9 protein-coding genes and 1 pseudogene are annotated in these 11,670 nt (G+C 70.3%); 2 read left to right on the forward strand and 8 right to left on the reverse strand.

The window, feature by feature from the left end; all coding sequences use genetic code 11:
- Window positions 1-44 precede the first annotated feature (44 nt).
- Both IE172_RS14630 and IE172_RS14635 read right to left on the reverse strand, forming a co-directional pair.
- Window positions 45-2,828 (reverse strand): ATP-binding protein, encoded by a 2,784-nt coding sequence (locus IE172_RS14630; RefSeq protein WP_190097658.1) that lies wholly within the window; start codon window positions 2,826-2,828, stop codon window positions 45-47.
- Window positions 2,829-2,907: 79 nt separating this feature from the next.
- On the reverse strand, window positions 2,908-3,723 hold the full coding sequence (locus IE172_RS14635; RefSeq protein WP_190097659.1) for a helix-turn-helix transcriptional regulator: 816 nt from the start codon (window positions 3,721-3,723) through the stop codon (window positions 2,908-2,910).
- Window positions 3,724-3,799: 76 nt separating this feature from the next.
- On the opposite strand from IE172_RS14635, the gene IE172_RS14640 reads away from it, so the two are divergent.
- A complete protein-coding gene (locus IE172_RS14640) occupies window positions 3,800-4,516 on the forward strand; it encodes an SDR family oxidoreductase (protein ID WP_190097660.1) in 717 nt (238 codons plus the stop codon).
- A 97-nt stretch (window positions 4,517-4,613) separates the two neighbouring features.
- Here IE172_RS14640 and IE172_RS14645 read toward each other — a convergent pair whose 3' ends face one another.
- From IE172_RS14645 to IE172_RS14675, 6 genes are all read right to left on the reverse strand, one after another.
- Window positions 4,614-5,855, reverse strand: coding sequence for a low temperature requirement protein A (locus IE172_RS14645; protein WP_190097661.1), 1,242 nt, complete (start codon window positions 5,853-5,855; stop codon window positions 4,614-4,616).
- Window positions 5,852-6,544, reverse strand: coding sequence for a hypothetical protein (locus tag IE172_RS34515; RefSeq protein WP_202306303.1), 693 nt, complete (start codon window positions 6,542-6,544; stop codon window positions 5,852-5,854). The genes IE172_RS14645 and IE172_RS34515 overlap by 4 nt, the downstream gene beginning before the upstream one ends.
- Window positions 6,545-6,613: 69 nt before the next feature.
- The gene (locus tag IE172_RS14660) at window positions 6,614-8,071 is read right to left on the reverse strand and encodes an aldehyde dehydrogenase family protein (protein ID WP_190097663.1); all 1,458 of its coding nucleotides are present in this window, start codon (window positions 8,069-8,071) and stop codon (window positions 6,614-6,616) included.
- Between the two features lie 568 nt (window positions 8,072-8,639).
- Window positions 8,640-9,494, reverse strand: a complete 855-nt coding sequence (locus IE172_RS14665) for an IS5 family transposase (protein ID WP_190097664.1) — start codon at window positions 9,492-9,494, stop codon at window positions 8,640-8,642.
- Between the two features lie 92 nt (window positions 9,495-9,586).
- Window positions 9,587-10,558 carry a recombinase family protein gene (locus IE172_RS14670; RefSeq protein ID WP_306432791.1) on the reverse strand — a complete coding sequence of 324 codons (972 nt, stop codon included), beginning with the start codon at window positions 10,556-10,558 and terminating at the stop codon, window positions 9,587-9,589.
- A gap of 331 nt (window positions 10,559-10,889) precedes the next feature.
- Window positions 10,890-11,360: a nuclear transport factor 2 family protein gene (locus IE172_RS14675; RefSeq protein WP_164420001.1), complete on the reverse strand. Its 471-nt coding sequence runs from the start codon at window positions 11,358-11,360 to the stop codon at window positions 10,890-10,892.
- A 161-nt stretch (window positions 11,361-11,521) separates the two neighbouring features.
- Between IE172_RS14675 and IE172_RS34520 the strand changes: the two are divergent.
- Window positions 11,522-11,670, forward strand: a pseudogene (locus tag IE172_RS34520) (Rrf2 family transcriptional regulator); the annotation flags it as partial.

Genomic DNA, 11,670 nt, shown 5'->3' on the forward strand with positions numbered 1-11,670 from the left:
CTACGTCAGTACCGGGGCAGTGCTGGGGACCCGACCGGCAGCTCTCACAGCCGGGTGGCCGAAGGCTCGGAAGGCAGCGCCTCCAGAGCGTCGCGGAGCTCGGCCCGCGACGTGATCCCCAGCTTCGGGAACACACGGTAGAGATGCGACGACACGGTCCGCGGCGAAAGGAACAGACGCGACGCGATCTGCGGGTTGGACAGCCCCGTCGCCGCCAGCCTGGCGACCTCCAGCTCCTGCGGGGTGAGGGCCTCACCGGCCTTGCCCCGCCCGGTCCGCGTCATGCCGGTGGCGCGAAGCTCCGCAGCGGCCCGGGCCTCCCACGAACGGGCCCCGAGCTCCTCGAAGCGGTCGCGGGCGGCGGCCAGCTGCACCCGGGCCTCGCGGTTGAGTCCTTGCCGGCGAAGCGCTTCGCCGTACGCCAGACGAGCACGGCCCACCTCGAAGGGCCACTGCTCGACGCCCGGCAGTCCGAGCGCCTCCTCGAAGCACCGGACCATGTCCTCGGCAGCCGATGTCATCGCCGTGACCGTGGCCGAGCTCAGCGCGAGCCGCGACGAGAGGCGGCCGACACCGGCGTCGCGCAGCGCGTCCGCGTGCCGTCGCGCCTCCGCGTGCCGCCCGGTGCGCACGGCGGCCTCGACGAGGTCCGGCGCGGACCACACGGCCTCGGGGTTGAACGCCGGCAGCACACCCGGGGCGCAGATCGCCGTGGCATGCCGGAACGCCGTCTCGAAGTCGGCGGCGCCCACGGCCGCCCGGGCCGCCGCCTGGTGGGCGCAGTTCTCCAGCCGCCGCAGCCCCCTGGGCCCCGACCACACCCAGACGGCCTCACAGTGGCGGCGGCACGCGTCGAGATCGCCGCGCTGGGCCGCGGCCATCGCGGCGACGTAGTGCCCCACCCGGGCGAACAAGTGGTATCCCGTCTCCTCGGACAGTGCGATGAGCTCGTCCGCGGCGCCGGCCGACGCCTGCCACCGGCCGGCGTGCACGTCGTCCAGGGCGACGAACATCAGGGCCGGCATGCTCGACCCCACCGCGCCGCCGTCGCGTATGACCCGGGACACGGCCTCGCGACAGCCCGGAAGCCGGTCGAGGTACGAGGCGGTCAGGGCGGTGCGGATGACCACGTCGGCGTCACTCTGGTCCCTCAGCCGCGCGATCTCCTCGTCCAGGCGGCGCAGCATCCCGTCGGTGACGGAGCCGAGGTCATGGTGGACGCGCCCCAGCGACGCCGCGGCGGCGGGCGCCGCCTCGGGGAACCGGTCGAGCAAATCGACCAGAGGCTGCCAGTGCTCGGGCCGACCCGAGTACTGGCTGGCGAGGGTGAGGGTGAACAGCGCGGTCTCCAGCTCGCCGGACGGCGAACCGGGCGTCACCGACGCCTGCCCGACCGCCTCCGTCAGCAGCGCGTGGGCGGTGTCGGCGTCGCCTTCCGTGACGAGTACGAGGAAGCCGGCCGTCGCGGCGGCCGAGAGCGAGCGGGCCGCCGGATCGCCCTTGACCTCACGCATGATCTCGTGGCTGACCTCAAGATGGCCCGCAACCCAGGCGGCGGCGTAGGCGGCCTGCGACAGGCGGCGCCTGCGGTCCGCGCGGTCGGTGCTCAGCTCGGCCGCGCGCCGCAGCCTCGCGATGGCGCCGTCGGTGTCACCGCGCCGCAGGCTGCTGCGGGCCGCCGACTCCACGACGGCGGCGACCGCCTCGTCGGGCGCTGTCGTCGCTCTCGCGAGGTGATCACCGCGGCGCTCGGGCTGGTCGGCCAGCGCGTCGGCCAGTCGGCGGTGGGCGCCGCGCCGCTGTTCGCCGGTGGAACCGTCGACCACCGCGGACCTGACCAGCGGATGCCTGAAGCGCAGCGCGCGGCCGTTCTCCGTGACCATGACCAGGTGGTCACGCTCCGCGGGAGCGAGTTCCTCGAGGCTGCCCGGCCCGCCGGCCGCCTCGAGGACGCCGATGTCGCCGGAGCCCTCGAGCGCCGCGAGCAGCAGTACCTCGCGCGTTTTCCGCGGCAGTCTTCCGACACGGGCGCCGTACAGGGCGCGCACGTTCCGCCCCGGGCCGCTCGACTGCCCCGCCCCTGAGCCGTGCTGGTCGCCGGACGTCCCGGTGGAACCGGCGAACTCGAGCAGCGCCAGGGGATTTCCCTGTGCCTCGTGGGCCACGGTCGACAGGACCCGGCGGGGAAGGTGGGCGAAGCGCCGGGACAGCAGCCGCAGGGCGTCCGCGTCGCCCAGCGGTGCGACGTCGAGCTCCGGCAGTCCGGTGGACGGGAAAGGCGCGACGGACTCCGCCCGCTGCGCTCCGAGCAGCCCGATGCGGCGGCCCCCCAGTCTTCTGGCGACGAAACCCACCGCGGCCCGGCTCGCCTGGTCGACGACGTGCAGGTCGTCGACCACGAGGAGCAGCGGCCGGTCCTTCGCGGCCTCGTCGAACAGGGACAGTGCCGCGTTCAGGACGGCGATCCGGCTCGGCGCGGGACCGACGCCGAGACCGAGGGCGACCTCGAGGGCCTCCCGCAGGGCACGCGGCAGACGACCGAGCTCGTCCGGCAGCGAGCCGACGAGCTGATGGAGTCCCGCGAAGCTGATGTCCGTCTCGTACTCGACACCGCTCCCGCGGACGACCCGTACCCCCTTCGCCACCGCCAGTTCGGCGGTCGCGTCGAGGAGCGCCGTCTTCCCCACCCCCGGATCACCGGTGAGCAGCAGGACGGCTCCGTCCGTCCCGGCCGTGTCCAGGAACGCCGCGAGCTCGGTGAGCTCGCCCTCCCGGCCGACCAGCCCGGTCGGGCCGACACCCGTGCCTGTATGTGACTTCGCCCACATCCGCCGCGTCCCTCGCCGTACCTCGCGAGGCAGTCGAACCACCAGCCACGCGCTTGACCAGCGATTGTCGCACTTCGTCTCAGGTTGCCTGCCCGGCCAGCCTGCGCAAGGCCCGCACGGCGGGTGATCCCGGGTCGGCCGTCATCAGGACGACCTCCTGGTCGTCCTCGGGCACGAGCAGGACGTCGCAGTTCACCCGCAGCCTGCCGGCCTCTGGATGGTCCAGGGTCTTGGTGCGGTGCCCGGGGGCGTGGACCGGATGTGTCTGCCAGATCTGCCGGAACTCCTCACTGCCGTCGTGCAGTTCGGCCAGCAGGGCGGCCAGCCGCGGGTCGTGCGGGTAGCGGTCGGCGGCCCGGCGCAGCCGCGCCACCGCGATGTGCCCGAATTCCTCGGCGCCGGAGCTCTCGTACATCCGCCCTTGGTCCAGGAAGCGGCGGCGGGCCAGGTTCGTCGTCCCGTCTCCGAGGTCGGCGCCGAGCAGTGCCTGGGCCAAAGAATTCCAGGCGACGACGTGGTACGCCGCGTCGGTGACGACGGCACCGGTCTCCGGCAGCCGGTCCAGCATCCGGGCCACGTGCGGGCGCACCCGCCGCACGGCGCTGGTGCCGGGCGGCGCGCTCGAACCCGCCAGGCGGAACAGGTGGCTGCGTTCGGCCGGCGTGAGCCGCAGCGTGCGGGCCAGCGCGTCCAGGATCCGGGCCGACGGCCGCGGTCCCCGCGCTTGCTCCAGCCGCGTGTAGTAGTCGACCGACATGTGGGCGAGCTCCGCCACCTCTTCGCGGCGCAGGCCCGGTGTGCGGCGGGCGGTGCCCGTCTCCGTCAGGCCGATCTCGTGCGGACGCAGGGCCGCCCGGCGGGCCCGCAGGTAGTGGGCCAGCTCCTGCCGTGCCATACCGCCTCCTGTCCTCCCCCTGCCTGGTACGGACTGTCCCTGGCCTGGCGCCCGCGACCAGGGAAGCGTGGTTGCCATGAACGAACGCACAGCTCTGGTCACCGGTGCCAACAAGGGCATCGGCAAGCATATTGCCCGGCTGCTCGCCGCCGAGGGCCTCACCGTGTACGCGGGCTCCCGCGACCCCGGGCGCGGGCGGCGGGCCGTCGAGGAGATCGGCGCCGGGGCCCGCCTGCTGGTCCTCGACGTGAGTGATCCCGAAGGCATCGCCCAGGCCGCGGCTCAGGTGGACCGCTTGGACGTGCTGGTCAACAATGCCGGCGTCTCCTTGTCACTCGACCCGCCGGCCGGCACCGGCGTCGAGGAGTTCCGGCGCACGTACGAGACCAATGTGTTCGGGGTGGTGGCGGTGACCAATGCCTTCCTGCCCGCCCTGCGCCGGTCGCCGCGCCCGCGTATCGTCAACGTCTCCAGCGGCACGGCGTCGCTGACCTGGAGCACGAACCCCAACCCCCAGTTCACCCCGGGGAACGGCGGCGCCGCGGCCTACCGGTCGTCCAAGGCCGCCCTCAACGCCCTCACCGTCCTGTACGCCCAGACGCTGGCCGACGACGGCTTCAAGGTGAACGCGCTCGCTCCCGGCCTGCGGGCCACTGATCTCACTCCCGGGGCCGCCGCTGCCGGCGGCGACCCTGCCGAGGCCGCCCGGGGTGCCCTCCGCCTGGCCCTGCTGCCGGACGACGGCCCCACCGGCGGGTTCTTCTCCTGGGACGGAACTCCCGTGCCCTGGTGAGGAGTCGGGGGAGGCGTCGGGGACGGGTGCACCGGGCGCTCCGCACGGGCGCCGTCGTACGCCGTGCCGGCCGGGTTCCCGGGGCGGCGAGGGGCGTTCACGGAACTGCCACCGCGGCGCCTTCCCCGCCCGTCCCGCGCTCCGGGCTCGCCCCGAGCGCCGTCAGCGTCACCCCGGCCGCCACCGCCAGCGCCGCCACCAGCCCTGCCGCGAGCACCGCCCAGTGGCCCAGGAACGTGCAGACGACCACCAGCAGCGCCGTGACCGGCAGTACCGACTGCTGGGCGATCCCCACCTTGTAGAAGCGCGAGTGCAGCGCCCAGACCATGAGCAGGAACAGCGCTGTCGGCAGCGTCACCGCCGCCGACGCCGACAGCGCCGAAAGGTGCGCCTTGCCCACCGCCTGCTCCACCGCCACCTCCAGGCCGGCCCCGATCGCGGCACCCGAGACGAGGATCAGGTAATGGCCGTAGCCCCAGAGGAAGGACTGCCGGTTGGACCGGAGGTGCCCGTGGATGGGGACCGCGAAGTACACCCACCAGGCGGCGAAGATGATCAGCAGTCCGCCGGCGGCGATGGGCAGCAACTCACCCAGGGCCTCGTGCTCGTCGATCCCCGACTTCACGGCGACGGTGGCCGCTGCGATGGTCTCGCCGAGCACGATGAGCGTGAGCAGCCCGTACCGTTCGGCGATGTGGTGGGGGTGCCAGGGCGTGGGGTGGGCCCGCTCCGCATACAGCGGTACGGCCATCTCCAGTAGCGCCATCACCAGGAAGACCCACGGGCGGCCGGCCTCCGGCAGAGCCAGTAGCCCCAGCCAGCCGATCTGGCACAGCCCGATGGCGTACCGCAGCGCCATCGTCCGCTCGGGGCCCCAGCTCGACCGCGCCACGCGCAGCCACTGCGCCGTCATGGCGAGCCGCATGATCACATAGCCCAGGATGACGACCAGGTACGCGTGTTCCTCGAACGCCGGGGAGACGCCTGCCGTCAGGACGAGCACGCCGGCTATCTGGATCAGCGTGACGATCCGGTACAGCACGTCGTCGTTGTCGTAGGCCGAGGCGAACCACGTGAAGTTCATCCACGCCCACCAGATGGCGAAGAAGATCATCAAGTAGTTGAGGATCCCCTCGCCCGTGTGTCCCTCGACCATGGCGTGCACCAACTGGGCGCCTGCCTGGGCTATGGCCACGATGAAGCACAGGTCGAAGAAGAGCTCCAGTGAGGAGACGCCGCGGTGGGTCTCGTCGCGGTCTCGCGCCGTGAGCCTGCGCAGTGGTCTGTGGTGTGCGGGCGCCGCGGAGCACACCGGCGGCGGAGCCGGGCTGCTTGTCATCTGGTGAGCCAAGCTCCGAAATGCCGCTGCAGTCGGGGATTGATCTGCCAGACCATCGCTGCTGCCGCCGCCGGGACGAGTACAGCGAGTCGCACCGGCAGGTACAGATCCTCCAGAACGGGGTTCGTGGCCAGGCCCAGCAGGACGATGGTGGGGTAGATGGCGCACACGGTGAGGAGCCACAGTTTCCAACGCCGGACGGCGGCCGGAACGGTGGGGCCGAGCCGGGGCTCGGCGTTCGCGGACGCGTCCCGGCTCTGCTCCCGGAGCGTGTGCCGGATGTCTGTCACTGCCGGTGGGCTTGGCAGTCCAGGATCGTCGGCACCGTAGGCATGGGAAACAATTCTCTCGTTCATGGACCACTCCAAATCGAAATGCTGCGTGTCGTTGTGATTCCATCGGTTCCTGCTCGACCGAGGCGATGTTGGCGCTGCGTGATGGGCTGCCCGCGCAACAGCGGCAGCAGTTGCCGTGAGCAGCACAGGGCTCAGATGGTTTCGCTGGGTCTCGGCCAGAGCGGACAGGTCGGCGATGTATTGCCCGGCCCCGAAACGCTGCGCGATCGGCACCGGTCGCTGCGGGGCACGACCGTGCAGAAGTAACTGGCGCACGACTTCCGCAAGCTCCTCAGCCAGAGCGAGACCAAGACCGTTCGTCGCTCCGGTGATCAGAATCGACGCCTGGTGCAACCTTCCCGTGCAGGGGTCAAGGCCGACGGCCCGGCGCCCAGGTGGGCGCCGGGCCAGGTCATGATCTGGTCAGTGAGCAGACTGGGCGTGGTCCTGCTCCACGTACACCTTGAGGGCCTGGAACTCCTCGATCGCTCGCGGGCCGCACAGATAGCCGTAACCGCTTCCCTTGACGCCGCCCTCCTCGAAGTCCTCGCTGATGGCGCCCCAGGTGTTGATCCACACAGTGCCGGTGCGGATGCGTCGGGCGATCCGGCGGGCCTTCATCGAGTCCGAGCTGAACACCGAGGCGGCCAGGCCGTAGATGGTGGCGTTCGCCTTGGTCACCGCGTCGTCCTCGTCGTCGAAGATCTCGAACGTCTGGACCGGGCCGAAGACCTCTTCCTGCACGATCCGGACGTCGGTGCGGTCCACCTCGATCAAGCTCGGCCGGTAGAACGCACCGGCGGCCAGGGGGCCGTCGGTGACCACACCGCCGCGCAGCAGCACCGTGCCGTACGAGGCGGCTTCCTCGACGATCGCGTCCACCCGCTGGGCGGACGCCCGGTCGATCACCGGGCCGAGCTGGGCCTTCTCGTCGTCGCCCGAGCCCAGCCGCACCTGCGCGAGCGCGCTGGTGAGCCGGGTACGCACCTGGTCGGCGATGTCCCGGTGAACCAGTACGCGGGAGCCGGTGCAGCAGAACTGCCCGTTCATCAGCACCAGCGACTGCACCACAGTCGGGATCACCATGTCCAGATCGGCGTCGGGAAAGATCACCATCGGCGCCTTGCCGCCCAGTTCCAGACCGAGCCGCTTGAGCGTGGCGGAGGCCGCGGCCGCGATGCTGCGCCCGACCGGCGTACTGCCGGTGTAGTTGATCACGGCGACCTTGTCCGAGGAGACCAGGAACGGGGCCCCGGTGTTGCCGGACTCGGTGAACACGCTCACCACGCCCGCCGGGATCTCCGAGACCGAGGCCAGGACCTGCGCGAAAAGCTCATTGGTCAGCGCCGTCTGAGCCGGAAGCTTGACCACGACGGTGCAGCCGGCGGCCAGCGCCGGGCCCAGTGCCCGCACGGTCAGCATGATGGGGGAGTTCCAGGGAGAAATGATCCCGGCGACACCGAGCGGCTCGGGCACCGAGTGGGTGTACTGGCCGGGTGCCGTCTCGGCGGCGCGCCCGGCGGTCTGGGTGCGCACAGAGGCCGCCGCGTACCGCAGCCACCCGACCGCACCGCTGACCTCCCACGTGGTCTCACCCAGCAGCTTGCCGTTCTCCCGGGACAACATGGCCGCAACCTCCGGTACCCGGGCCTCGAGGGCGTCGGCCAGCCGGCTGAGCGCGGTCGCCCGGAGCGAGGGAGTGCGCGCCCATTCGGTGGTCTCGAACGCGGCGGCGGCGGCGTCCACGGCGGCCGAAGCCTCCACCTCGCCACCGTCGTAGAACGAGCCGACGACGGTGCCGTCGGCCGGATTGATCGATTCCAGGACCGAGCCGGAGCCGGTCCACTGTCCGTTGATCCAGTGCTGCGCGATGGTGTTCATGGTCCGCTCCTCGTGGTCTCGCCCGGGTACCGGGCGGTTTCGATGTCTCCACGAGAATGGCTCGGCCACCGTACCGACAGCCTCCGTCAGCTGACTGACATCCGGCCGACGACTCGCTCACGTCAGTACCGGGACAGTGCTGAGACCCGACCGGTGGCTCTCAGTGGACGCCAAGTCCGCTTCTGGTAGCGGCCTCGTCCCGGCTGCTCGAGGAATCCTTGGCGAGCGAGTCGTCCCAGGCGGGAGCAGGTGACGTTGATCGAGGGCTCGTCGGTGGGCAGGTCAAGGTACTCGTGCAGATCGCGGACACGGAACATTCCGGGGTGCTCGTTGAACATGGTCACGATGCCCTGGTAGACGGTGGCAGTGGCGGTCTCCGCGGGGGCCGTTGTGTGGTGGGGAGGGGTGAGGCCGTCGATGACTTTGCGGGTGGCGGCGAGCTCGGCCAGGCGGGCTTCTGTCTCGGCAAGGTCGGTGGTAAGCCACTCGATCTACTCGCGCAGGTGGTCAGCGCGAGCTGCGGTTTCATCGTGTTCGGTCTGCAGCAGCCGCAGGAGTTCGCAGACGTTCACGCGGCCAGCTCCACGTCGTCCCGCCAGGTGGAAGTAGGGGCGGTGAGGCGGCGGAGCATGCCGGCGGTGGAGGCCCAGTAGACGCGGGAGGTCGCGTTGTCGGGCCGGTGATCGTAGTTTCGGGCCAGGCGCCGCTGCAGTATGAGGGTGCCGTTGACCTGCTCGACCACCCACCGCTTCGGTTGCGGGACGAAGCCTTTCCCCTCGTCGTCGAGGTTGCGGCGAACCACCTCGACGGTGATGCCCTTCACCGCCCCGTGGATGATCACGGCGTCCTTGAAACCCTGGTCGACCAGGACCTTCTCCAGGCGCATCCCGCACCGCTCGGCCGCTTGGTCCAGCAGGGCGATGCCGGCCTCGTTGTCGTGTGCGCTCGCGGCCAGGACCACCACGCTGATGATCAGGCCCAGCACGTCGACGGCGAGCCCCCGCTTCCTGCCGGGCGTCTTCTTGTTCGCGTCCAGTCCCGTCGTCTCCTTCGGCACCCCGGCCGCCACGCGGACGGACTGGGTGTCGATGATCACCAGGGACGGGTCCTCTAATCGTCTGGGCCGCTCCCGCACCTGGCAGCGCAGGATCTCCTGGATCCGCTGGGCGAGGCCGTCCTGGCGCCACAGGGTGAAGTAGTAGAACACCGCCGACCAGGCCGGGAGGTCGTGCGGCAGTAGCCGCCACTGGCAGCCCGTCCGGTTCTGGTAGAGCAGCGCGTTCACGACCTCGCGCAGGTCGCAGGAGCCCGGGTTCCCGGTCGCCGACCGTGCCACCCGCTCCTGCTTCCACGCGGTGACCAGCGGCTCGATCAGCGCCCACTGCTCGTCGGACAAGTCGGTTGCGTACGGCATCCGCTCCATGCCCGAGACCCCACCATGTACACGCCATGGCACGAGGACGGTACCGCCCCATCACCCACGAACGGGCGACACCACATCATCAGGAACGGGACTTAACGCCCTCTGAGTACGTGTTCGCGGCCGTCGCTGACTTCGATGAGGCGGATGACCACGCTGTCCTGGCTGCCGTACAGCCCGACCCAGCCGCGGTACGTGCGCAGGGCGGGGGCATCGTCGGTCCATTCGCCGATGACGGCCGGGCCGCCCTCTTCGAACCGGAGGACCGCGAGGTACCGGGTGGGCTCCGACTGGTCCGCCGTACGCGGGGCGGGAACGTCCCTGGCCTTCAGGGCGGCGAAGTCGGCGTGCGCGGCCTCGACGGCTTCGGGGTACGCCTCGCGCTTGGCGTGTTCGGCGAGCGCCCGGTAGATGCTGGTGACGGAGGAGTTGTGTCCCTTGCGCTTGCTGGTGGGGGTGATCAGGTCGGGCTGGATCTGCTCGACGGACTCGCCGCCCGCGCGGCACCGGAACACGGTGTGGAGCATGTCGGCGGTGATGACCGGGGGTCGGCCGCCGTGCTTGCCTTTGCGGGCCGCGGTGTCGAGCCCCTCCAGCGTCGACTCCGGGATGTTCTCCCGTTCGGTCTCCGCCATCGCCGCGAAGAACGCGAACAGCAGCTTGCCGGGGCCGGTGGGGTCGTAGATGCCGGGCGGGGGCCCGGCGAGCATCTCCAGGACCAGGCCGTGGGCGGTGAGGTGGTCGGCGAGCACGGTGAGTTCGGCGGCGTCGCGGCCGAGCCGCTTCATCTCGTACACGGTAAAGATGACGCGGCAGTGCGGGGCGTGGGCCTTGACCTCCCGCGCCGTACGAGCGCCTCCTCGAACTGGGCCCTCCGCGGACGCGGGTGCTGATCTTCTCGCTGAAGATCTTGTCCCTCGGGATGCCGTGGCCCGCAAGGCGTCGAGCTGGGAGTCGTCGTCCTGCCCAAGGGCGGAGCAAGGGGCGCGGGTGGTGCCGTCTCTTACGCCGGCCTCCGCGCCGGTTCTCGTGATCGTCACGGACTCATGGCAGGCCGAGCCCTCCACGGTCCGCGCACGCGTGGAACTCGTCCACGATCAGCGTCGGATGCGCAGGGCTTGACGGCATGGGGAAGGGCAGTCCGGCACCGCGTACCTCGATGATCTTCGGGATGGGGTCTCGTCGCAGCCGTGTGTCTCGTGGAGGCGGGCCCGGAGAACGTCACTCGATGCGGGTCGTTGCCCTACCTGCCGGCCAGGCTGCTGATACTCGATGAGTCGGCCTGCCGGGTCGTGTCGGCGGTTGGGTGCGAACAACAACTTTGTCCAAGAAGCAGCGCCGGGTATGCGGCCCGAAGAAGGGAGTGTCTTGTCGCATACTCGGCGCTGACCGGCAGAGTTACGCCGTCGTGGCTGCTGTCTCGGTGGCTTCGACTGCGGACTTGAAGTCAGGGTGAACCCCGATTTGATCAAGCCACACGCTCATCGAGTTGTAGCAATTGAACCTTTCGATCTTTCCGTCACGGAGGTACCAGAGGTCCGCCGCCGGCACGTCGATCCGGTTCCCGGTCGGTGGGATCTCGCCGACCGGAGTCGGAAACCCTCCGAGATGCGTGCCCTGGATTCGCAACTCGACGGCGACGACATCACCGAACGCATGTACCTCGAGCAGCTCACGGTGTACATCGGGGAACGAGCGGGCGAGGCCCGCGATCACCTGAGGAATCTGCTCTCCGCGGAAACTCTGCGAGGTCGACATGTCGTTGAACGACCCGTCCTCGGTGAACAAGGCCAGGAAACCGTCACCGTCGAGAACGCTCCCTTCCGCGAGCCGGTAAGCCTCGCGAATGGTCTTTTCGTTACTTTCCATTCCTGTTCTCCTTTGAGTTCGCAACACGCTCACGATCCGCGCTTGTCTTTGATTGACCCTTCCCGGCTGTCGTAACGGTAATCGTTACGACAGATTGTCGCAACCTTCCCTGTTGCGACTGAGCTGTCGTAACATGAAGCGTTGCGGCCGGAGGAGGGAGCATGAGCGCCAACAGCAGGCTGACCATTGCCGCCCATGCGCTGGCCTGGATCGGCCTCTACCAGCGCCAGGGCCATGAGGTCGCCACCTCCGAGCAGATCGCGACCAGCGCGAACACCAACCCCGTGGTGATCAGGCGGCTGCTCGGCGA

Origin of the sequence: Streptomyces griseoflavus (assembly GCF_014649995.1) — a bacterium.
Taxonomy (GTDB): domain Bacteria; phylum Actinomycetota; class Actinomycetes; order Streptomycetales; family Streptomycetaceae; genus Streptomyces; species Streptomyces griseoflavus.

Excerpts from the sequence above, each read along its gene's own strand:
- IE172_RS14640 (WP_190097660.1), top strand. The coding sequence starts at position 3,800 with ATGAACGAACGCACAGCTCTGGTCACCGGTGCCAACAAGGGCATCGGC.
- IE172_RS14675 (WP_164420001.1), bottom strand. The coding sequence starts at position 11,360 with ATGGAAAGTAACGAAAAGACCATTCGCGAGGCTTACCGGCTCGCGGAA.
- IE172_RS14645 (WP_190097661.1), bottom strand. The coding sequence starts at position 5,855 with ATGACAAGCAGCCCGGCTCCGCCGCCGGTGTGCTCCGCGGCGCCCGCA.
- IE172_RS14665 (WP_190097664.1), bottom strand. The coding sequence starts at position 9,494 with ATGGAGCGGATGCCGTACGCAACCGACTTGTCCGACGAGCAGTGGGCG.
- IE172_RS14635 (WP_190097659.1), bottom strand. The coding sequence starts at position 3,723 with ATGGCACGGCAGGAGCTGGCCCACTACCTGCGGGCCCGCCGGGCGGCC.
- IE172_RS14660 (WP_190097663.1), bottom strand. The coding sequence starts at position 8,071 with ATGAACACCATCGCGCAGCACTGGATCAACGGACAGTGGACCGGCTCC.
- IE172_RS14630 (WP_190097658.1), bottom strand. The coding sequence starts at position 2,828 with ATGTGGGCGAAGTCACATACAGGCACGGGTGTCGGCCCGACCGGGCTG.